Annotated in this window: 21 protein-coding genes; 7 read left to right on the top strand and 14 right to left on the bottom strand. The window is 58.4% G+C overall.

What is annotated here, in order from left to right:
• Nucleotides 1–356: 356 nt before the first annotated feature.
• The 9 genes from JOE39_RS09745 to JOE39_RS09705 all read right to left on the bottom strand — a co-directional run bounded on the left by JOE39_RS09745 (nt 357) and on the right by JOE39_RS09705 (nt 7,948).
• Nucleotides 357–1,100 carry a secretin N-terminal domain-containing protein gene (locus tag JOE39_RS09745; protein WP_046266444.1) on the bottom strand — a complete coding sequence of 248 codons (744 nt, stop codon included), beginning with the start codon at nt 1,098–1,100 and terminating at the stop codon, nt 357–359.
• A gap of 186 nt (nt 1,101–1,286) precedes the next feature.
• Nucleotides 1,287–1,709, bottom strand: coding sequence for a GNAT family N-acetyltransferase (locus tag JOE39_RS09740; protein ID WP_003317965.1), 423 nt, complete (start codon nt 1,707–1,709; stop codon nt 1,287–1,289).
• On the bottom strand, nt 1,702–2,868 hold the full coding sequence (locus JOE39_RS09735; protein WP_003395693.1) for a cupin domain-containing protein: 1,167 nt from the start codon (nt 2,866–2,868) through the stop codon (nt 1,702–1,704). The genes JOE39_RS09740 and JOE39_RS09735 overlap by 8 nt, the downstream gene beginning before the upstream one ends.
• 60 nt (nt 2,869–2,928) lie before the next feature.
• The gene (gene purB, locus JOE39_RS09730; protein WP_003395694.1) at nt 2,929–4,299 is read right to left on the bottom strand and encodes an adenylosuccinate lyase; all 1,371 of its coding nucleotides are present in this window, start codon (nt 4,297–4,299) and stop codon (nt 2,929–2,931) included.
• A gap of 131 nt (nt 4,300–4,430) precedes the next feature.
• A complete protein-coding gene (gene hflD / locus JOE39_RS09725; protein ID WP_003395695.1) occupies nt 4,431–5,051 on the bottom strand; it encodes a high frequency lysogenization protein HflD in 621 nt (206 codons plus the stop codon).
• Nucleotides 5,051–6,181, bottom strand: a complete 1,131-nt coding sequence (gene mnmA / locus JOE39_RS09720; RefSeq protein WP_024649772.1) for a tRNA 2-thiouridine(34) synthase MnmA — start codon at nt 6,179–6,181, stop codon at nt 5,051–5,053. The genes hflD and mnmA overlap by 1 nt, the downstream gene beginning before the upstream one ends.
• 60 nt (nt 6,182–6,241) lie before the next feature.
• A complete protein-coding gene (locus JOE39_RS09715; RefSeq protein WP_003317959.1) occupies nt 6,242–6,688 on the bottom strand; it encodes an NUDIX hydrolase in 447 nt (148 codons plus the stop codon).
• Nucleotides 6,689–6,730: 42 nt separating this feature from the next.
• A complete protein-coding gene (locus JOE39_RS09710) occupies nt 6,731–7,636 on the bottom strand; it encodes a LysR family transcriptional regulator (protein WP_198700435.1) in 906 nt (301 codons plus the stop codon).
• A 120-nt stretch (nt 7,637–7,756) separates the two neighbouring features.
• Entirely contained in the window at nt 7,757–7,948 is a 192-nt protein-coding gene (locus JOE39_RS09705) for a hypothetical protein (RefSeq protein WP_210077422.1), read from the bottom strand.
• Between JOE39_RS09705 and JOE39_RS09700 the strand changes: the two genes are divergently transcribed.
• Nucleotides 7,941–8,822 (top strand): alpha/beta hydrolase, encoded by an 882-nt coding sequence (locus tag JOE39_RS09700; protein ID WP_210077423.1) that lies wholly within the window; start codon nt 7,941–7,943, stop codon nt 8,820–8,822. The genes JOE39_RS09705 and JOE39_RS09700 overlap by 8 nt on opposite strands.
• Nucleotides 8,823–8,975: 153 nt before the next feature.
• Here the strand turns inward: JOE39_RS09700 and JOE39_RS09695 are convergent, their stop codons facing one another.
• Nucleotides 8,976–11,198, bottom strand: coding sequence for an NADP-dependent isocitrate dehydrogenase (locus JOE39_RS09695; protein ID WP_210077425.1), 2,223 nt, complete (start codon nt 11,196–11,198; stop codon nt 8,976–8,978).
• A gap of 618 nt (nt 11,199–11,816) precedes the next feature.
• Nucleotides 11,817–12,092, bottom strand: a complete 276-nt coding sequence (gene cspD / locus JOE39_RS09690) for a cold shock domain-containing protein CspD (RefSeq protein WP_003317956.1) — start codon at nt 12,090–12,092, stop codon at nt 11,817–11,819.
• 224 nt (nt 12,093–12,316) lie between these two features.
• Here cspD and clpS point away from each other — a divergent pair, with 224 nt between their 5' ends.
• Together clpS and clpA are read left to right on the top strand one after the other, a co-directional pair.
• The gene (clpS, locus tag JOE39_RS09685; protein ID WP_003317955.1) at nt 12,317–12,679 is read left to right on the top strand and encodes an ATP-dependent Clp protease adapter ClpS; all 363 of its coding nucleotides are present in this window, start codon (nt 12,317–12,319) and stop codon (nt 12,677–12,679) included.
• 30 nt (nt 12,680–12,709) lie between these two features.
• Nucleotides 12,710–14,983, top strand: a complete 2,274-nt coding sequence (clpA, locus tag JOE39_RS09680) for an ATP-dependent Clp protease ATP-binding subunit ClpA (RefSeq protein WP_003317954.1) — start codon at nt 12,710–12,712, stop codon at nt 14,981–14,983.
• Nucleotides 14,984–15,099: 116 nt separating this feature from the next.
• On the opposite strand, the gene infA is transcribed toward clpA, so the two are convergent.
• From infA to aat, 3 genes are all read right to left on the bottom strand, one after another.
• Entirely contained in the window at nt 15,100–15,318 is a 219-nt protein-coding gene (gene infA, locus JOE39_RS09675; RefSeq protein ID WP_002553999.1) for a translation initiation factor IF-1, read from the bottom strand.
• Between the two features lie 101 nt (nt 15,319–15,419).
• Nucleotides 15,420–16,127, bottom strand: a complete 708-nt coding sequence (locus JOE39_RS09670; RefSeq protein WP_003317953.1) for an arginyltransferase — start codon at nt 16,125–16,127, stop codon at nt 15,420–15,422.
• Between the two features lie 48 nt (nt 16,128–16,175).
• Entirely contained in the window at nt 16,176–16,865 is a 690-nt protein-coding gene (gene aat / locus JOE39_RS09665; RefSeq protein ID WP_010425525.1) for a leucyl/phenylalanyl-tRNA--protein transferase, read from the bottom strand.
• 468 nt (nt 16,866–17,333) lie between these two features.
• Between aat and ftsK the strand changes: the two genes are divergently transcribed.
• The 4 genes from ftsK to crcB all read left to right on the top strand — a co-directional run bounded on the left by ftsK (nt 17,334) and on the right by crcB (nt 22,154).
• Nucleotides 17,334–19,739 (top strand): DNA translocase FtsK, encoded by a 2,406-nt coding sequence (ftsK, locus tag JOE39_RS09660; protein WP_210077427.1) that lies wholly within the window; start codon nt 17,334–17,336, stop codon nt 19,737–19,739.
• A 76-nt stretch (nt 19,740–19,815) separates the two neighbouring features.
• Nucleotides 19,816–20,439 carry an outer membrane lipoprotein chaperone LolA gene (gene lolA, locus JOE39_RS09655; RefSeq protein ID WP_003371767.1) on the top strand — a complete coding sequence of 208 codons (624 nt, stop codon included), beginning with the start codon at nt 19,816–19,818 and terminating at the stop codon, nt 20,437–20,439.
• An 18-nt stretch (nt 20,440–20,457) separates the two neighbouring features.
• Nucleotides 20,458–21,780 (top strand): replication-associated recombination protein A, encoded by a 1,323-nt coding sequence (locus JOE39_RS09650; protein WP_003411647.1) that lies wholly within the window; start codon nt 20,458–20,460, stop codon nt 21,778–21,780.
• The gene (gene crcB, locus JOE39_RS09645; RefSeq protein WP_003317947.1) at nt 21,780–22,154 is read left to right on the top strand and encodes a fluoride efflux transporter CrcB; all 375 of its coding nucleotides are present in this window, start codon (nt 21,780–21,782) and stop codon (nt 22,152–22,154) included. Before JOE39_RS09650 ends, crcB begins: the two co-directional genes overlap by 1 nt.
• Nucleotides 22,155–22,164: the final 10 nt, after the last annotated feature.

The raw sequence follows: 22,164 nt of genomic DNA, 5'->3' as shown, positions 1-22,164 counted from the left end.
ACACGAGGCTGTCAGGTGGACAGTCGGGCCTGCAGTGGCGTTGTGCATCACCGTCGGCCTTGCCGGGTTACCGTTTACGCTTCCGTCCCTTGGGACAACTTCGTTCCAGTCGCAACCTCGTCAAACTGCCTTGTGGGCGGTGCGGACACGAATCGGCTCTGCGGGGTGTGTGAGAGCGGCGACTCGAAGACTCTTTGCAAAGCCTCTGATTAGCGGGAGCGAGGCAATCATGCCTCGCACTTCCGGGGGGCGTCAAACGTTTTGTAGTGCTTTTTTTAAATCACTACATATTTGTGGGAAGTCGACCGGCCAGTCATCAAAAGGCCCGTAAGTATTGGGTTTTCACCCCATACAGGCTATTCGAGGGTTTCGACCTTTACGCGCAAAATCATATCGTCGCGACCCTGGGTGGAATAGCGTTGCGCCAGACCACTCTGATCGGCGACGGATTCGTTGCTATTGCTCGCCAGCGTGATCCATTCTCCCAGCCTGCCACTCACTTGGCTGTCGGTACTCTGCACCTTGACGGCGTCAGGGCGCTCCTGGCTCATGCGGTCATGATTGGTGCTGATGCTCAGGTGAACCGTGTCGCCGGTCACGCTGGCCGTGACGTAAAACCCCTGAGTTACATTGCGGTACTCGGTGTCGCTTCGCGAGTATCCGTACGCGTCCGTGGATGAGGAGGTCAGTGGCACGCTCTGGCCAACCTGAATGAGTGCAGGGGTCCCTTCGCTGGTTTGTACTTGTTGCACGCCGCCTTCACGGCTGGCGGTACCGTACTCGATCACTGGCGAGCCGCTGCTGTTGCGCGTCGCGCTGTCGCTGGTGTCAACGCTGATCAGCAAGCGTTTCGGTGCGGTATCGAGTTGCGAGATCAAGGCGCGAAGTTCTTCGATCTTGCGTGACTCTGCATTCACGATCAGTTGATTGCCGTAGGCGCTGACGGTGCCTTCGTCCCCCAGAAAGGATTTGGCGACCGGCAATAGATCGGCACTGGTGCGGTAGTTGAGCGGGACGACTTCGGTCGCTGCGAAGACGTGAGCGCTGAGGACGATCAGCATCGAGGTGAGCGCTGCATTGAGCAAGTTGCGTACTGACATGTTCATTCTCCGCGGTAAGCGCGTAAAGCATGATTGTGCCACTGTGTCGGCTGCAGGCAATCAAGCTGAATGGTCAGGCATGAAAAAGCCCTGCCGCTTTTCGGTTCGACCTTGAGAGGGTCTAGCGAAAAAGGGCAGGGCGATCATTATGTAGTGCCGCGGTGAGCGCCTACATAATCGCGTTGATCACGCTTCGCGGAGCATATCGACGTGTGGCAGGCCGGCTTCGAGAAACTCGTCGCTGATAACCGAAAAGCCGAAGCGCTGATAAAACTCGACGGCCTGCACCTGAGCGCTCAGCTTGAGCGGCTTGAGGCCACGCTGTTCAGCTTCATGGATCACGGCACCCAACAGAGCCTCGCCGACCTTCAGGCCACGCCAGTCTCTCAGGACTGACAAGCGGCCGATCTCGCCATCTGGCAGCAGTCGGGCAGTGCCCACCGCATATTCACCTTCGTACGCAAGAAAGTGCACGGCACCTGCGTCTTCGGCATCCCACTCCAGTTCCGGCGGCACCGATTGTTCGGCAATGAATACCGAATCGCGTATGCGCCGGATATCGGCGTTGTTCTTCTGCCATTGGGCGACAGCTACAGTGACTTTATTCATCGGCAAATCCCAGGCTTCCTTGTTTTACGAGTTCGCAAAGCAAATTGCGCCCCTCGTCATCGGCCAACCATTGGCCAAGGTTTTCGCTGTGCAACGCATCGGCGGCACAGATCAGTTTGAGCAGGTCACGCAGGCTGCCCGGCAGCAGACGGCTCTGGCCACTGGCAAACAGTAGTAGATCGTCATCAACTTCAGACCAGGCCAGCCGTGCGCTCGGGTTACGAATCAGCACCGCGCCCTGCTCGAGGCTGTCGAGCAGGTCCTGTTCTTCCAGCTCAGGGCCGGTCACCAGTTCCGGGTAGCGCGGCTCGGTCATGAACTGGCCGAACCAGGTCAGCAGCAGGCGTTCGTCACTCATGTGCTCGGCCAGCAGCGTTTTCAGGCGATCGAGCGCGTCATGCTGGATCTGATGAGGGTCGCTGACCGGCTGGGCGTCAGCATCGGTATAGCGCTCTTCATCCGGGATGAACTGGCTGAGGAAGTCGGTGAAGTGAGTCAGGACTTCGGCAGCGCTTGGCGCCCGGAAACCGACCGAGTAGGTCAGGCAGTCGTCGACGGCGACGCCGCAGTGCGCCAGGCGTGGCGGCAGATAAAGCATGTCGCCCGGTTCCAGCGTCCACTCTTCGGTCTTCTCGAATTCGGCAAGGATGCGCAGGTCGGCATGCTGCAGCAGCGGGCTTTCCGCATCGCACATCTGGCCGATCTGCCAGTGCCGTTTGCCATGTCCCTGAAGCAGGAACACATCATAGTTGTCGAAATGCGGACCGACGCTGCCGCCAGGGGCTGCGTAGCTGATCATCACGTCGTCAATCCGCCAGCTGGGCAGAAAACGGAAGTTTTCCAGCAGCTCGCTGACCTCCGGGACGAATTGGTCCACGGCCTGGACCAGCAGCGTCCAGTCGCGCTCGGGCAGCTTGCTGAACTCGTCTTCAGCGAACGGGCCACGACGCAGCTCCCATGGACGCTCGCCGTTTTCGATGACCAGGCGCGACTCCACTTCTTCTTCCAGGGCGAGGCCGGCAAGCTCGTCCGCGTCGATCGGGCTTTGAAAGTCCGGCAGAGCCTGGCGGATCAGCAGCGGTTTTTTCTGCCAGTAGTCACGCAGGAAAACGCGAGCACTGATGCCGCCCAGAAGTTGCAGAGGAATATCAGGATTCATGTGTAAGCCCTTGAAATAAAAACGCCCGGCACAGCCGGGCGTGTGCAATTTTTTTGCGTGTCAGATGCGCTTGGCCTGAGCGGCTGCGTTACCGATGTAATTGGCCGGCGTGAGCTTCTTGAGCTCGGCCTTGGCTTCGGCAGGCATGTCCAGGCCGTCGATGAAAGTCTGCAACGCTTCAGGACCGATGCCCTTGCCGCGTGTCAGTTCTTTCAGTTTTTCGTATGGGTTTTCGATGTTGTAACGACGCATGACAGTCTGAATCGGCTCTGCCAGAACTTCCCAGCATGCGTCCAGATCGGCGGCAATGCGCTGTTCGTTCAGTTCCAGCTTGCTGATGCCCTTGAGGCTGGCTTCGTAGGCAATGACGCTGTGGGCAAAGCCGACGCCCAGATTGCGCAGCACGGTGGAGTCGGTCAGGTCACGCTGCCAGCGAGACACAGGCAACTTGCTCGCCAGGTGCTGGAACAGTGCGTTGGCGATGCCCAGATTGCCTTCGGAGTTTTCGAAGTCAATCGGGTTGACCTTGTGCGGCATGGTCGAGGAGCCGATTTCGCCAGCGATGGTGCGCTGCTTGAAATAGCCCAGCGAGATGTAGCCCCAGATGTCGCGGTCGAAGTCGATCAGGATGGTGTTGAAGCGCGCAATAGCATCGAACAGCTCGGCAATGTAGTCGTGCGGTTCGATCTGCGTGGTGTAGGGGTTGAAGCCCAGGCCCAGCTCGTCTTCGATGAAGGCGCGCGCGTTGGCTTCCCAGTCGATGTCTGCGTAGGCAGAGAGGTGGGCATTGTAGTTGCCGACTGCGCCGTTGATCTTGCCGAGCAACGGGACTGCCGCGATCTGGCTGATCTGACGCTCGAGGCGGTAGACGACGTTGGCCAGTTCCTTGCCCAATGTGGTCGGGGAGGCGGGCTGGCCATGGGTGCGGGACAGCATCGGCACGTCTGCGAAGCGAATCGCCAGCTCGCGGATAGCGTCGGCGATCTGACGCATCAGCGGCAGCACGACAGTGTCGCGGCCCTCGCGCAGCATCAATGCGTGAGACAGGTTGTTGATGTCTTCGCTGGTGCAGGCGAAGTGGATGAACTCGCTGACCTTTTCCAGCTCTGGCAATTTGGCAGCCTGCTCCTTGAGCAGATACTCCACAGCCTTCACGTCATGATTGGTGGTGCGCTCGATTTCCTTGACTCGCTCGGCATGCTCCACGGAGAAGTCTTCGGCCAGGGTATCCAGGATGGCGTTGGCTTGCGCGGAGAAGGCCGGGACCTCGGTGATCTGCGGGTGAGCCGCAAGACGCTGGAGCCAGCGAACTTCAACCATCACGCGGAAACGGATCAGGCCGTATTCGCTGAAAATAGGGCGCAAGGCCTGGGTTTTGCCGGCGTAGCGGCCATCAACAGGGGAAACCGCAGTGAGCGAAGAAAGCTGCATGGGATGCTCTCGGACAGTCGGGCGACGAAAAGGGCGCATATCATACATGAAAAGTCAGTCGGACCGGAGTCCGCCGACCAGCGTAGACAGCGTCGTGCCAGGGGTGGTGAAGGTCATTGGCGCGCGGCGGGTCAGCCGTGCAGCAATGGATAAAGTTCTTTCAACAACTTGCGGCGGCTGAACACCAGTTGCCAGCGATGACCGCCAACTTGCCGCCACAGGCGGGCAGAGCGAATACCGGCCAGCAGAATGCCGCGAATCTTCGAGGCATTATTCGGCTGCTGCAGATTACGCATGTCGCCTTGCACCTGAATGCGCTGGCGCAAGGTGCTCAGGGTGTCCTGATACAGCGCGCCGGTCGCGGCAATCACGTTCTCGTGGGCGATGCCAAAATGCTCGACCTGTGACTGAATCACCGGAATGCGTTTGCCGATCACTTCAAGCAGGTCATCGCGCTTGGCCAGCTGACGCTCGAGGCCGAGCATCGACAGGGCGTAGCGCAACGGCTCGCGTTGCAAGGTTGCCGGGTCGCGCTCCAGGGCGCTGGCCATGGCGCGATAGCCTTCGTGCAGGTTGAGATCGTCGCCGCCGTAGACGTCCAGCGTATCCTTGGGATCGACCACCAGCAGGCTGCCGAGCATGCAGCCCAGGGCCGCTTCGCTGATCTGACCGGTCTTGGCGATCCGGTCGACGAGCACGGCGGCCTGGAATACACCGCCCAGAGCGATCAGTTGTTCCTGAGTCGGGCTCATCAACGCTTGTCCTTGCTGGTCCAGGGTTCGGCAATTTCGATCACGCCGCCGCCCAGACAGATTTCGCCGTCGTAGAACACCACAGACTGGCCGGGAGTGACGGCGCGTTGCGGGTCATCGAATGTGGCGCGATAACCGTCTGCGGTTTTTTCCAGTGTGCATGGCTGGTCGCCCTGACGATAACGGACCTTCGCGGTGAGCCTGCGCGGGCTGCTCAGATCGATCGGGTTGACCCAATAGATTTCCGAAGAAACCAGCGCACGGGAAAACAGCCAGGGGTGATCGTTACCCTGACCGACAATCAGTTCGTTGTTGTCCAGGTCCTTGACCAGCACGTACCACGGATCATCGCTGGCATCCTTGAGACCGCCGATGCCCAGACCCTGACGCTGGCCGATGGTGTGGTACATCAGGCCGCTGTGACGACCGATGACTTCACCTTCGGTGGTCTTGATTTCGCCGGGCTGGGCGGGCAGGTACTGGCGCAGAAAATCAGTGAAGCGGCGTTCGCCAATGAAGCAGATTCCGGTGGAATCCTTCTTCTTGGCAGTGGCCAGGCCGTGCTTTTCGGCAATGGCGCGCACTTCCGGTTTTTCTAGCTCGCCAACCGGGAACAGGGTGCGGGCAATCTGCTCGCCGCCAACGGCGTGCAGGAAGTAGCTCTGATCTTTGTTCGGGTCCAGGCCCTTGAGCAGCTCGGTACGTCCATCGATATCACGGCGGCGTACGTAATGGCCTGTAGCAATAAGGTCGGCGCCGAGCATCAGTGCGTAGTCGAGAAACGCCTTGAACTTGATTTCGCGGTTACACAGGATGTCCGGGTTCGGCGTGCGCCCGGCCTTGTACTCTTCAAGGAAGTGCTCGAAGACGTTGTCCCAGTACTCGGCCGCGAAGTTGGCCGTGTGCAGCTTGATGCCGATCTTGTCGCACACGGCCTGGGCATCTGCCAGGTCTTCGCGGGCGGTGCAGTATTCCGTTCCGTCGTCTTCTTCCCAGTTCTTCATGAACAAGCCTTCCACCTGATAACCCTGCTCCATGAGCAGTACGGCGGAAACGGAAGAGTCCACGCCGCCGGACATGCCGACTATGACGCGCTTCATTTCTGAGTTCGAGGGGGCTGGATCACGCATGGGGATTCAACGGCTGACCTGTAAAAGGACGCGATTCTATCAGGCTGAGGGCGTCGAGTCTCACGCCTTGTCGCGCAGCAGGTCGAGACTGAAATGTTCACCATCGAGGTAGTCGTCCAGGCAGCGCAATACCAGCTCGCTGCGCCAGCGCTCCTGCTGGGCTACCAGTTCATCGCGAGTCAGCCAGACTGCGCCGACGATGCCTTCATCGAGTTGATATTCCGGATGGTGGCGCAGGGCCTTGGCGGCAAAGCAGATTCGCTGGTAGGTCACGCCATTGCTCGGTGCGGTGTACAGGTAGATGCCCACCACGCTAGTCAATTCGACGTCCCAGCCGGTTTCTTCCAGGGTTTCACGCACTGCAGCGCGTTGCAGGCTCTCGTTCGGGTCGAGGTGCCCGGCGGGTTGGTTGAGTACGGCGCGTCCGCCTTTGATTTCTTCGACGAACAGAAAGCGGCCTTGATCTTCGACGATGGTGGCGACGGTAACGTGGGCTTGCCAGGTCATGATAATGGTCTCTTTGCTGGGGATTGAGTCAGCCGTAACAGCTTATTGTTGCTCGAACTGCAGGTCATGCCTCAGGGCGCTGACGCAGAAGTCCACAAAGGCTCGCACTTTGGATGAGCGACGACGGCCCTCCAGGTAAACAACGTGAACCGGTTCCGGGATTATTTCGAACGTCTCCAGAACACACTTGAGCCTGCCTTCCTGCAGGTGCTCGCGTATCTGATAGTACGGCACCTGGGTCAGTCCCCAGCCCTGTAACGCTGCGCTGATCGCCGCCTGATAAGACGTCAGACTGAGTCTTGAGGCGACGTCTACTGAATAATGCTTGTCATCGATCCGGAAAAGCCAGTGAGGCGAGCGTTCGGCGGTGGTGGTTGAAACTGTGGAATGCTGTCGCAAATCGTCGGGATGCTGCGGGGCTCCATGCTTTTCGAGGTAGGCAGGGGAGGCGCAAACCATGCGCCGCACGCTACCTGTCGGGATTGCGGTAAGAGACGAATCGGGCAGGGTGCCGATCCTGACCGCCACGTCGACGCCCTCATCGAGCATGGACACTACCCTGTCGACCAGAATGGCACGGATGTCCACGGCCGGAAACCGCTCGAGAAAGCTCGTCATTACGGGCACGACATGCAGCGCGCCGAACATCTGAGGTGCGGTGACCGTCAGCAGGCCGCCTGGCAACGCATGCAAGCCGCCTGCCGCGCTTTCAGCCTCATCAAGGTCGGCAAGCAATCGACGGCAATCAGCGGCGAAGCGCTGGCCCGCCTCGGTGAGCCGCATATTGCGAGTGGTGCGCACCACCAGAAGGATGCCCAGGCGGCTCTCCAGGCTCGCGACAGCCCGGGTTACCGTAGCGGTCGACAGGCCAAAGTGGCGGGCCACCCCGGCAAAACTGGTTTGCTCGGCAAGTGCGGCAAAAAGCGTCATTTCCTGAATACGGTCCATAGGCTGCCTGCTTGCCACGAGAGATGCGAAATCCTACCAGCATTTCACAATCTGAAATGGTGAATTGATTTTTGCGGTGATTCTGCAGTCTATGCGCAATGATTAGGATGGGCGACTCATTCATTCAGCCTGGTCAGACTCTTCTATGAAAAATTTCGGTTCAGCCGACGCTGAAAATGCCGCATCCGGTGTCAGTCGGCGCAAGGTTTTACAAGCGTCAGCGTTAGGCGCTGCTTCTGCTCTCGGGGCGTCGTTGGTGAGCGCCGCTTCTGCAAGCAATAAACCTCTATCCAGGGAAAATGCAATGAACATTGATGATGCCTTCCGCGTGGCGTTTCACACTCAGCAGGTAGGAGACGTCAATGTGTTCTATCGCGAAGTCGGAGCCAAGGACGCCCCGGTGCTTCTGTTGCTTCATGGTTTTCCGAGTTCCAGCCACATGTTTCGCGACCTGATGCCCTTGCTGGCGAGTCAGTACCGCCTGATCGCTCCCGACCTGCCTGGATTCGGTAATACCAAGGCTCCACCGCGCGGGCAGTTCGATTACACATTCGAAGACCTTTACAAGGTGATCGAGCGCTTCACCGAGGCACTGGGCCTGAAGAAATACGCGTTATACCTATTCGACTATGGCGCACCGACAGGTTTGCGGCTCGCAGCGGCGAACCCGGAGAAGGTTACTGCAATCATCAGTCAGAACGGCAACGCCTACCTGGAAGGATTCAGCGATCAATGGGGTCCGTGGCAAGCCTATTGGCGCGAGCCTTCGGCAGCCAATCGCGAAGCCTGTCGCGCCTCGTTGTCACCGCAAGTCATCCGGGACTGGCAATACGGTACGGGAGCCGATCCTGAAAAGCTTTCTCCCGATGGCTACAACCTCGACATTATGTATATGGCGCGGCCGGGCGCAGAGGAGATCCAGCTTGACCTGATTCTTGACTACCGCAGTAACGTAGCGGCTTACCCCTCGTTTCAGGAATACCTGCGCAAATATCAGCCTCCCTTGCTGGCGGTCTGGGGCAAGCACGATCCTGCGTTCATACCGCCTGGCGCGCATGCTTATCGCAAGGACGTCCCGGCTGCTGAAGTGCATCTGCTGGATGCAGGGCACTTTGCATTGGAAACACACGCGCCTGAGGTCGCCGAATACATTCGCGACTTTCTTTCGCGCACACTGAAAAGCTGAAGGGATAAATGGTGTGCTTGAGCGAGCATCTCCCTGGCGCCCGCGCTTACTCAGGTAGCTGAAATTTTTCATGGATAAAAAAAATCCCCGACAACAGGCCGGGGATTTTTTCGTGAGGCGGTGCATTTTTTATGCACCGCCTCGGATTGCCTCTTACAGCGCGGCGATGGCCGCGTTGAGCGTGGCGCTCGGGCGCATGGCCTTGCTGGTGACTTCCGGGTTAGGGAAGTAGTAGCCGCCAATATCCACCGGCTTGCCCTGAACGGCGTTCAGCTCGGCAACGATTTTTTCTTCGTTGTCGGTCAGGGTCTTGGCCAGAGGTGCGAACTGCGCCTTGAGGTCTGCATCGTCGTTCTGAGCAGCCAGTGCCTGAGCCCAGAACAGGGTCAGGTAGAAGTGGCTGCCGCGGTTGTCGATACCGCCTACCTTGCGCGAAGGCGACTTGTTGCGGTCCAGGAACTCGCCAGTGGCCTGGTCGAGGGTCTTGGACAGAACCAACGCTTTCGGATTGTTGTAGGCATGGCCCAGATGCTCGAGGGACGCTGCCAGCGCGAGGAATTCGCCCAGCGAATCCCAGCGCAGGAAGTTTTCCTCGACGAACTGCTGCACGTGCTTCGGAGCCGAACCACCCGCGCCGGTTTCGAACAGACCGCCGCCGTTCATCAGCGGAACGATCGACAGCATCTTCGCGCTGGTGCCCAGTTCCATGATCGGGAACAGGTCAGTCAGGTAGTCGCGCAGAACGTTGCCGGTCACCGAAATGGTGTCCTTGCCTGCGCGCGTGCGTTCCAGGGTCAGCTTCATCGCGTCGACAGGTGACAGGATCTGGATATCCAGGCCCGACGTGTCATGGTCGCCCAGGTACTTGCGCACTTTCTCGATCATCACGCTGTCGTGGGCGCGGGACGAGTCCAGCCAGAAGATAGCCGGGGTGTTGCTGGCGCGGGCACGGTTGACGGCCAGTTTCACCCAATCCTGGATCGGTGCGTCCTTGGCCTGGCACATGCGCCAGATATCGCCGGCTTCGACGTTCTGTTCCATCAGCAGGTTGCCCTGGCTGTCGGTTACGCGAACCACGCCGTTGATCTGAATGTGGAACGTCTTGTCGTGGGAGCCATACTCTTCGGCCTTCTGAGCCATCAAACCGACGTTCGGTACGCTGCCCATGGTGGTCGGGTGGAATGCGCCATTTTTCTTGCAGTCTTCGATGACTGCCTGATAGATGGTGGCGTAGCAGCGATCCGGAATGACCGCCTTGGCATCGTGCAACTGACCGTCTGTGCCCCACATCTTGCCGGAGTCACGAATCATTGCCGGCATCGAGGCGTCGACGATGACGTCGCTCGGCACGTGCAGGTTGGTGATGCCCTTGTCGGAATTGACCATCGCCAGCTGTGGACGAACGGCGTAGACCGCTTCGATGTCAGCCTTGATTTCTGCCTGCTTGTCAGCGGGCAGGGCAGTGATGCGTTCGTACAGGTCGCCGATGCCGTTGTTCAGGCTGAAGCCGATCTGCTTGAGCGTATCGGCGTGCTTGGTCAGCGCGTCCTTGTAGAACTCGTCGACGATCTGGCCGAACATGATCGGATCGGAGATCTTCATCATGGTGGCTTTCAAGTGCACCGAAAACAGAACGCCCTGCTTGCGAGCGTCTTCGATTTCGGCAGCAATGAAACTGCGCAGGGCCTTGGCGCTCATGACCGAGCAGTCGACGACTTCGCCCGCCTTGACGGAGGTTTTTTCCTTCAGGACGGTGGTGGTGCCGTCCTGGGCGACGAGTTCGATCTTGACGGTGTTATCGGCTGCGATCTCGGCAGCTTTTTCGCTGCCGTAGAAGTCGCCGTTGCTCATGTGTGCAACGTGAGCCTTGGAGTCAGCTGACCAGGCGCCCATCTTGTGCGGGTGCTTGCGCGCGTAGTTCTTGACCGACAGCGGGGCGCGGCGATCGGAGTTGCCTTCGCGCAGAACAGGGTTCACGGCGCTGCCCTTGGTCTTGTCGTAGCGTGCGCGGGTTTCTTTTTCCGCGTCAGTGGCAGGGTTTTCAGGGTAGTCAGGAATGTTGTAGCCCTGATTCTGAAGCTCCTTGATGGTCGCCTTCAATTGCGGGACCGAGGCGCTGATGTTAGGCAGCTTGATGATGTTGGCCTCTGGCGTAGTGGCCAGTTTGCCCAGCTCGGCGAGATGATCCGGCACTTTTTTGTCGGCAAGCAATTCCGGGAAGCTGGAAAGAACACGGCCCGCCAGAGAAATGTCGCGTGTTTCCACGTCGATATCGGAGGTTGCCGTGAACGCTTCGATAATAGGCAGCAGGGAGTAGGTGGCGAGGGCCGGAGCTTCGTCGGTGAAGGTGTAGATGATCTTCGAGCGGTTGGACATTCGTATTAACTCTCTTTTGCTGAGCATGCACAAAATCTCGATACGCGCATTCTAAGCGCGCTTGCCCACGGTTCGGCCATGAGCCAGGTCGAGGTTTATTCGCGGTGATGTTGGGTGCATCAGTCGAGCGTCAAGCTGTCGGGTCAGGTAGCAGCCCGACGCATAAGGAAGGCCGAGGGTCAGAATTCGGACGGGTCGGCCTTGATGACTCTGCGGTCACGGCGCGAGTATATCAAACCATTGGCACCAAGCATTAATGCTATGCGAGCTATCGAAAAATGAATATCCGCCGTTGGTCGAACGCGCAGTCCTCCAGGCAGCTGTCTGGAATGGTTGGCATGTGGGGCCTGGCACGCCTTGATGGGGGGGGCAGATGGTGAGGGCGGATTTTCGTTGTTCAGGACGGCTTGGGGTAGACGAACGGAACGTTCTGGATTGGAGTCTGGGTATCCGCGGTGCAATAACCGCTAATTCGACACCCTGTGGAGCGTGACGGATATAAACAGACCAATGTCCCTGTCTTTCTACGTGTCCGGCAAAGCTCATTGCATGTTTCTATTGATTCGGCTGGCTCTGATGGCTGCCGCTATAGATCTAATCACTTTTTCAACATGAGTATCAGGCGTCCGCGTGAGCGTGGTCCTGCTGGTGCAGCGGATGTGTTTCTTTTGCCGGATCCAGCTTTTTATCTTCCAAGCCTTTGATTTTTACCGCATGAAGCCCTTTTGGACCTTGGGCGACTTCAAATCTGACTTTCTGGCCAGCCTTTAGAGTTTTGTAACCGTCCATTTCGATGGCCGAGAAATGAGCGAACAGATCCTCGTCATTGCCTTCAGCGTTTATGAACCCAAACCCTTTTGCATTGTTGAACCACTTGACTTTTCCTTCAATCATTACCATCTCCCTCTGCAAAGGACTCCGTCAGGAGTATCATCCACTTCAATCCGCTGCTCACCCAAAAAATTTTGGTTGACTGCGCGGACCCTTTTTACCCAATGTGGGCTCTATTGTTTGTAACACCGTTTAGCTGATAGTCAAGGTCATGTGGCAGCCCATTTAAAAACCGCCCAGACTGCGACTAAATTGCTCAATCCGCCCTCAAACGAACATTTCTTTCCATGCATGCATTCAGCAAGATTCGACTAACATTCAATCAGGATGATCCGCAGTCGCACGAGGACGACTCGGCGGGCATTGCGGTGCAGGACGCCAAGCCGGCCCTGCAGGCGCCACCGATGTACAAGGTGGTTTTATTCAACGATGACTACACCCCGATGGATTTCGTCGTAGAAGTACTCGAGGTGTTTTTTAACCTGAATCGTGAGCTGGCCACCAAAGTCATGCTGGCCGTCCATACAGAGGGACGGGCAGTCTGCGGATTGTTTACCCGTGACATCGCCGAGACCAAGGCAATGCAGGTCAATCAATACGCCAGGGAGAGCCAGCATCCGCTACTCTGTGAGATCGAGAAGGACGGTTAAACGCCGACCACTTGGGTATGAGGTGAAGCTATGTTAAACCGTGAGCTCGAAGTCACCCTCAATCTTGCCTTCAAGGAGGCACGTTCGAAGCGTCATGAGTTCATGACGGTCGAGCATCTCCTGCTGGCTCTATTGGATAATGAGGCTGCAGCCACTGTCCTGCGTGCCTGCGGCGCAAACCTCGATAAACTCAAGCATGATCTGCAGGAGTTCATCGACTCCACCACTCCGCTGATCCCCGTTCATGACGAGGACCGCGAGACACAACCGACGCTCGGGTTCCAGCGCGTGCTGCAACGGGCAGTCTTCCACGTGCAGAGCTCAGGCAAGCGCGAAGTGACCGGCGCCAATGTGCTGGTCGCGATTTTCAGTGAGCAGGAAAGCCAGGCCGTATTTCTGCTCAAACAGCAGAGCGTGGCCCGGATCGATGTCGTCAACTACATCGCCCACGGTATCTCCAAGGTGCCAGGGCACGGCGAACACTCTTCTGAAGGTGAACAGGATATGCAGGACGACGAGGGCGGTGAAGCATCTTCCTCAGGCAATCCTCTGGATGCCTATGCCAGCAATCTGAACGAGTTGGCCCGTCAGGGGCGCATCGATCCACTGGTCGGCCGCGAAAGCGAAGTCGAGCGGGTGGCACAGATTCTGGCTCGTCGTCGCAAGAACAACCCTTTGCTGGTCGGTGAAGCGGGTGTCGGTAAAACGGCCATCGCTGAAGGTCTGGCCAAGCGCATCGTCGACAATCAGGTGCCTGACCTGCTTGCCAATAGCGTCGTCTACTCGCTCGACCTGGGTGCGTTGCTGGCCGGGACGAAATACCGCGGCGATTTCGAGAAGCGCTTCAAGGCGTTGCTCAACGAACTGCGCAAGCGTCCTCAGGCGATCCTGTTCATTGACGAAATCCACACGATCATCGGTGCTGGCGCAGCTTCCGGCGGGGTAATGGATGCTTCCAATCTGCTCAAGCCGTTGCTGTCTTCCGGCGAGATCCGTTGCATCGGTTCGACCACCTTCCAGGAGTTTCGCGGGATTTTCGAGAAGGATCGTGCCTTGGCGCGTCGTTTCCAGAAAGTCGATGTGTCCGAGCCTTCGGTCGAGGACACCATTGGTATCCTGCGTGGCCTGAAAAGCCGTTTCGAGCAGCATCACAGCATCGAATACAGCGACGAAGCCCTGCGCGCTGCCGCAGAGCTTGCATCGCGCTACATCAACGACCGTCATATGCCTGACAAGGCCATTGACGTGATTGATGAAGCGGGTGCCTACCAGCGTCTGCAGCCGGTCGAAAAGCGCGCTAAACGTATCGATGTGCCCGAGGTTGAAGACATCGTTGCCAAGATCGCGCGTATTCCGCCAAAACACGTCAATAGCTCCGACAAGGAACTGCTGCGTAACCTGGAGCGCGATCTCAAGCTCACGGTGTTCGGGCAGGATGCGGCCATTGACTCGTTGTCGACGGCGATCAAGCTGTCTCGTGCCGGTCTGAAGTCGCCTGACAAACCGGTCGGTTCGTTCCTGTTCGCCGGTCCTACGGGCGTCGGCAAGACCGAGGCGGCTCGTCAGTTGGCCAAGGCTTTGGGCGTCGAGTTGATCCGTTTCGACATGTCCGAGTACATGGAACGGCATACCGTTTCCCGTCTGATCGGTGCGCCTCCGGGCTACGTCGGTTTCGACCAGGGCGGTCTGCTGACCGAGGCCATTACCCGCCAGCCGCATTGCGTGCTGTTGCTCGATGAAATCGAAAAGGCTCACCCGGAAGTCTTCAATCTGCTTCTGCAGGTGATGGATCACGGTACGCTGACCGACAACAACGGGCGCAAGGCGGATTTCCGCAATGTGATCGTGATCATGACCACCAACGCCGGGGCCGAGTCTGCTGCGCGCGCTTCGATCGGTTTCACTCATCAGGACCACTCGTCTGACGCGATGGAAGTGATCAAGAAGAGCTTCACGCCGGAGTTCCGCAACCGTCTGGATACCATCATTCAGTTTGGTCGCCTCAGCCACGAAGTCATCAAGAGCGTGGTCGACAAGTTCCTCACCGAGCTTCAGGCCCAACTGGAAGACAAGCGCGTACTGCTCGAAGTGTCCGAGGCGGCGAGAAGCTGGCTGGCGCAGGGTGGTTACGATGCGGCAATGGGGGCCAGACCGATGGCTCGCCTGATTCAGGACAAGATCAAACGGCCTCTCGCCGAAGAGATCCTGTTCGGCGAACTGTCAGAACATGGCGGCGTGGTGCACATCGATATCAAGGATGGCGAGATCACCTTCGATTTCGAAACCACGGCAGAAATGGCCTGATAGCCTACGCCTCGCCCCGCATCATGATGATGCGGGGCAGGTTGAGGGCATCGATTGTAGAAAAACAGGCATACAAAAACGCCCGGCTTATGCCGGGCGTTTTCGTTAATGCCTGTTTAGCGAGCGCGGTAGGTGATGCGCCCTTTGCTCAGGTCGTAGGGCGTCAGCTCTACACGCACTTTGTCACCGGTCAGAATACGGATGTAATTCTTGCGCATCTTGCCGGAGATATGCGCGGTTACGACGTGCCCGTTTTCCAACTCCACGCGAAACATGGTGTTGGGCAGGGTGTCGACGACAGTGCCTTCCATTTCGAAGCTGTCTTCTTTCGACATGCAGTAAAGCCCTCGGTATACAAATGAGTGGCCCGGTGCAAGTGGCGCCAGGCAAAAGCGGCGTGCATTGTGCCCGAAAAAACCAGTTTAAGCCAAGGGGTTCAATACAGAGTGACCCATCTTTGATTGGTGAGCAGCTCGATGGGGCGATATTGGGTCTTGTAATTCATCTTTTTGCAGTTCTTGATCCAGTAGCCGAGGTACACCGCCTGCAGTTGCAGCCTGGCAGCTTCGGCGATCTGCCACAAAATCGCGTAACGGCCCAGACTGCGGCGTTCTTCATCGGGTTCGTAGAACGTATAGACCGCTGAAAGCCCGTTGGGCAGCAGGTCGGTGACGGCGACTGCCAACAGGCGTTGATCGACACGAAATTCGTAAAAGCGCGAAAAGGGCAGGTCGCGGACCAGAAAGGTCGAAAATTGCTCGCGACTTGGCGGGAACATGTCGCCGTCAGCGTGCCGTTGTTCAATATAACGCCGATAAAGATCGAAATATTCCTGAGTGAACACTGGTTTGGCGCTTTGCACCTGAATGTCGGCATTGCGTTTCAGAATGCGTTTTTGCTGGCGGTCGGGGACGAAGAGGCTCACCGGAATGCGTGCGGGTACACAGGCGCTGCAGTTCTGGCAGTGCGGGCGATAGAGGTGATCACCGCTGCGGCGAAAACCCATGTCCGACAGGTCGGCATAGACCTGTACATCCATCGGCTGGCTGGGGTCCAGAAACAGGGTCGTCGCCTGCTCTTCGGGCAGGTAACTGCACGTGTGCGGTTGAGTGGCATAAAACTTCAGCCTCGCCAGCTCTGTCATGGTCGTCGCCTAATGGTGAATCCTTACCCATGAGTGTATGCCAGCCTGTCAAACTCGCCTAGCTGACCAGTCGGCGTCGGTCGGCTGGTCCAGATGGCGGGACAGGTAATCGGCGAAAGTCTGCCGAGGAATGGCGCGCGCGCCGAAGCTGTGCAAATGTTGAGTGGGCATCTGGCAATCGATCAACACAAATCCCCAGTCAGTCAAATGCTCTACCAGCGTGGCAAAGCCGACTTTCGAGGCGTTGTCTGCCCGGCTGAACATCGACTCGCCGAAAAACAGCTGGCCCATTGCCAGGCCGTACAGTCCGCCGACCAGTTCATCCTGATCCCAGACCTCGACGCTGTGCGCGTGGCCACGGCGGTGCAACTCAACGTAGGCCGCCTGCATCGAGCCGGTTATCCAGGTTTCGTTGGCGTAGCTGCGAGGCGCAGCGCAGGCCTTGATCACGCTGGCAAAATCCTGATCGAAGGTCACCCGATAGCGCGACTGGCGCAGAACCTTGCCGAGGCTTCGCGAGACATGGAGTTCTTCAGGAAACAGCACGGTGCGCGGATCGGGAGACCACCAGAGAATCGGCTGACCGTCCTGAAACCAGGGAAAGCAGCCATGTCGATAAGCGCTGATCAGGCGATCGGCCGACAAGTCTCCGCCTGCGGCAAGTAGACCGTTGGGTTCACGGAGGGCTTTTTCCAGTGGGGGAAAATCGAGGCTGTTGCGGGTCAACCAGGTCAGCATGGCATCACAACTTTGCGGAAGGGGAGGGCGCACCTGTCTGTGTGTGCAACTCTGTGCGACAGGCGTGGTCACAAGCGGTTGTCATTATGGCGCGTACCTTGTGCATGCGGTAGGGCGTGAGCCTCGCAACGGTGGCGTGGCCGCTCAAGTTGCAGACCGTTGACAGAAACACGCCATAAGCCTTTGTCACAAAACGCAATGCATGCTCAAATTGAACATCGTCAGTGAAGGTGAAAGCGTGTTCCGTCTTGCAGAACCGCCTGAAGTGGATCTGGTGTGTTTTCGTACAGACTCAAGTGGCTGTAAAACCGTACAATGCCTGTTTTGGGCGTTATCATTCAAGCGTCTGTCGACAGGCTTTCCCGCTGTCTGCGCTCCCTGTCCATGCGGGAGCAGTCAGTGCCGTCCGACAGCCGTTTCTGGTCAATCAACGAGATGTTCGCGCTATTGCGCAGGAAATAAAGCGTTTTGAAGAAATCCACCCCAGTACCCAGCGCTGTCCCGCTTTGGCGACAGCAATTGCACTACCGGCTCAAGGAAGGGGCCCTGATCGCCTTTGGCGCACTGTGCCTGTATCTGATGATGGCCTTGCTGACCTACGATCAGAGCGATCCCGGCTGGAGCCACACCAGCAGCAATGCGGCACAGGTGCAGAATGCCGCAGGGCGTGCAGGTGCGTTCTGTGCCGATATTCTGTTCATGATTCTGGGCTATTTCGCCTACATCTTCCCGCTGTTGCTGGCGATCAAGGCCTGGCAGGTCTTTCGCCATCGCCATGAGCCATGGCAATGGAGCGGCTGGCTGTTTTCCTGGCGCCTGATCGGTCTGGTGTTCCTGATCCTGGCGGGCGCTGCGCTGGCGCATATCCATTTCCATTTCTCGGCCGGCTTCCCAGGCTCGGCAGGCGGTGTGCTGGGCGAAGTGCTCGGCGATCTGGCCAAGAAAGCGCTGAATATTCAGGGCAGCACCTTGCTGTTCATCGCCCTGTTTCTGTTTGGCCTGACGGTGTTTACCGACCTGTCCTGGTTCAAGGTGATGGATGTCACCGGCAAGATCACCCTCGACCTGTTCGAACTGTTTCAGGGCGCTGCGAACCGCTGGTGGACTGCCCGCGCCGAGCGCAAGCAGATGGTTGCGCAGTTGCGTGAGGTGGACATGCGCGTCAACGATGTGGTGGCGCCTGTGGCTCCTGATCGTCGCGAGCAGGCCAAGGCCAGAGAGCGCCTGGTTGAGCGTGAAGCGTCGTTGAGCAAACACATGACCGAGCGCGAAAAGCACGTGCCAGCGGTCATCGCGCCAGCGCCTTCGAAGCCTGTAGAGCCCAGCAAGCGCGTCATGAAGGAAAAGCAGGCGCCGCTGTTCGTGGACAGTGCAGTGGAAGGTACGCTTCCGCCGATTTCCATCCTCGACCCGGCAGAGAAGAAGCAGCTCAACTATTCCCCAGAGTCTCTGGCGGCCGTCGGTCATTTGCTGGAAATCAAGCTCAAGGAATTCGGTGTGGAGGTCTCGGTAGACTCCATCCACCCCGGTCCGGTCATTACCCGCTACGAGATCCAGCCAGCCGCCGGCGTCAAGGTCAGCCGCATTTCCAACCTCGCCAAGGACCTTGCGCGCTCGCTCGCCGTGACCAGCGTTCGTGTAGTCGAGGTGATTCCGGGCAAGACCACCGTCGGTATCGAGATCCCCAACGAAGATCGCCAGATTGTGCGCTTCTCCGAGGTGTTGTCGACTCCCGAATACGATAACGCCAAGTCGCCTGTCACCTTGGCCCTGGGCCACGACATCGGCGGCAAGCCGGTGATTACCGATCTGGCCAAGATGCCCCACCTGCTGGTAGCCGGTACGACCGGTTCCGGTAAATCGGTGGGTGTGAACGCCATGATCCTGTCGATCCTGTTCAAGTCCGGCCCGGAAGACGCCAAGCTGATCATGATCGACCCGAAGATGCTCGAACTGTCCATCTACGAAGGTATTCCGCACCTGTTGTGTCCGGTGGTCACCGACATGAAGGACGCCGCCAACGCCCTGCGCTGGAGCGTTGCCGAGATGGAGCGTCGCTACAAGCTGATGGCGAAGATGGGTGTACGTAACCTGTCCGGCTTCAACCAGAAGGTCAAGGATGCCCAGGACGCGGGCGAGCCGCTTGCCGATCCGCTGTACAAGCGCGAAAGCATTCATGACGAAGCGCCGCTGCTGAGCAAGCTGCCGACCATCGTGGTGGTGGTGGACGAGTTCGCCGACATGATGATGATCGTAGGCAAGAAGGTCGAAGAGCTGATTGCACGTATCGCCCAGAAAGCGCGTGCTGCGGGCATCCACCTGATTCTCGCGACCCAGCGTCCGTCGGTGGATGTGATCACCGGTCTGATCAAGGCCAACATTCCGACGCGTATGGCATTCCAGGTATCGAGCAAGATCGATTCGCGGACCATCATCGACCAGGGTGGCGCCGAACAACTGTTGGGTCACGGCGACATGCTGTACATGCCGCCAGGCACCAGCCTGCCGATTCGTGTGCATGGCGCGTTCGTTTCCGACGAAGAAGTGCATCGTGTGGTAGAAGCCTGGAAGCTGCGAGGTTCCCCGGACTACAACGACGATATTCTCGCCGGTGTCGAAGAGCCCGGCAGCGGCTTTGATGGCGGTGGCGGCGAAGGCAGTGAAGACAGCGAAAGCGACGCGCTTTACGATGAGGCCGTCAAGTTCGTGCTGGAAAGCCGTCGCGCTTCGATTTCTGCCGTACAGCGCAAGTTGAAGATCGGCTATAACCGCGCAGCGCGCATGATCGAAGCGATGGAAATGGCAGGGGTCGTGACCTCCATGAATACCAACGGTTCGCGCGAAGTCCTGGCCCCCGGGCCGGTGCGCGACTGATTTTTATCACCCCGTATTGCGGCGACGGCGTGCACGCCACGCTGTCGCATCATCATCGACTTCAAAGAGGAATCCCATGCGCCTTATCCGCATGCTGTTGGCCACTGCACTGACCTTCTCCATGATCCCCGCCCATGCCGACAGCAAGGACGTGGCGCGCCTGACCCAGTTGCTGGAGAAATCCCAGACCCTGACCGCCCGCTTCTCGCAACTGACGCTGGACGGTGGCGGTACCCAGTTGCAGGAAACCACCGGCGAAATGGCCCTGCAGCGCCCCGGCTTGTTCAACTGGCATACCGATGCGCCACAGGAGCAGTTGATGGTCTCGGACGGCAAGAAAGTCTCGCTGTGGGACCCTGATCTGGAGCAGGTCACGATCAAGAAGCTCGATCAGCGCCTGACTCAGACTCCAGCCTTGCTGCTGTCCGGTGATGTATCGAAGATCAGCGAAAGCTTCGACATCACCGCGAAAGAGGCGGGTGGCGTGATCGATTTCGTGCTCAAGCCCAAGACCAAGGACACGCTGTTCGACAGCCTGCGTCTGTCGTTCCGCAACGGCATCATCAACGACATGCAGTTGATCGACAGCGTAGGTCAGCGCACCAATATCCTGTTCACCGGGGTCAAGGCCAACGAGTCGATCGCAGCCAGCAAGTTTCAGTTCCAGATTCCCAAGGGTGCTGATGTCATTCAAGAGTAAAAGGGCCGATTTCTGACCATGGACTTGTTCAGCCGCGAACCGATAGCTCAGCCTCTGGCTGCACGTTTGCGTGCTACCAACCTGGATGAGTATGTCGGCCAGGAACACGTGCTTGCCCACGGCAAGCCTCTGCGTGAGGCGCTGGAGCAAGGCGCACTGCACTCGATGATTTTCTGGGGCCCGCCCGGGGTGGGCAAGACCACCCTGGCGAAGCTGCTGGCCAAAGTGTCGGACGCGCACTTCGAGACGGTTTCGGCGGTGCTCGCCGGGGTCAAGGAAATCCGTCAGGCCGTCGAAGTCGCCCGGCAGCAGGCCGGACAGTACGGCAAGCGCACCATCCTGTTCGTCGACGAAGTGCACCGCTTCAACAAGTCACAGCAGGATGCCTTCCTGCCTTATGTCGAGGACGGCACGCTGATCTTTATCGGCGCGACCACCGAAAACCCCTCGTTCGAACTCAACAACGCCTTGTTGTCCCGGGCGCGCGTCTACGTGCTCAAAAGCCTGGACGAGGCGGCGTTACGCAAGCTGGTCAACCGTGCCCTGACCGAAGAACGCGGGCTGGGCAAGCGGCAACTGGCCTTGAGCGATGAGGGTTTTGCGATGCTGATGTCCGCCGCCGATGGCGACGGTCGGCGCATGCTCAACTTGCTGGAGAACGCCTCGGATCTGGCCGAAGACGGCAGCGAAATCGATGTCGGGCTGCTGCAGAGCCTGTTGGGTGACAGTCGACGCCGCTTCGACAAGGGCGGCGAGGCGTTTTACGACCAGATATCGGCACTGCACAAGTCGATTCGCGGTTCCAATCCCGACGCGGCCCTGTACTGGTTTGCGCGGATGATCGACGGCGGTTGTGATCCGCTATATCTGGCGCGCCGCGTGGTGCGCATGGCCAGTGAAGATATCGGCAATGCCGATCCTCGTGCGCTGCCGTTGTGTATGTCCGCTTGGGATGTGCAGGAGCGCCTTGGCAGTCCCGAGGGAGAGCTGGCGGTCGCGCAGGCTATTGTCTATCTCGCCTGTGCGCCAAAAAGCAACGCGGTCTACATGGCGTTCAAGGCGGCTATGCGCGAAGCAGGTGAGCACGGTTCGCTGGAGGTTCCGCTGCACTTGCGCAATGCGCCTACCAAGCTGATGAAGCAGCTAGGTTATGGCGAAGAATATCGCTATGCCCATGATGAGCCCGATGCTTATGCAGCTGGCGAAGACTACTTTCCGGACGAGCTGGAGCCACGGCAGTATTACCAGCCTGTGCCTCGCGGTCTGGAGCTCAAGATCGGTGAAAAGCTCAGGCATCTGAACGCATTGGACGATGCCAGCCCTCGCAAGCGGAGAAAGTGATGATTCAGACTATTCTTGCGGTGTCGATTGCCGGGATCGCTGGTACATTATTGCGCTTTGCGACAGGCACCTGGGTCAGCGCCAACTGGCCTCGTTATTTTTATGCGGCGACGCTGGCGGTCAACATCGTCGGGTGCCTGATCATCGGTGTACTGTACGGACTGTTCCTGCTGCGTCCGGAAGTGCCCATCGAAATTCGTGCCGGCTTGCTTGTCGGCTTTGTAGGCGGTCTGACGACCTTTTCATCCTTTTCACTGGATACGCTGCGCCTGCTGGAAAGCGGGCAGGTACCGCTGGCCCTAGGCTATGCCGGTATCAGTGTATTCGGCGGGCTGCTCGCAACCTGGGCTGGCCTGTCCCTGACCAGACTTTGATAGACGAGAG

It is taken from the genome of Pseudomonas sp. PvP100, from assembly GCF_017833055.1.
Lineage (GTDB): Bacteria > Pseudomonadota > Gammaproteobacteria > Pseudomonadales > Pseudomonadaceae > Aquipseudomonas > Aquipseudomonas syringae.
Note: the sequence above shows the minus strand (reverse complement) of the source record. Positions and strands in the feature narration are given on the sequence as shown.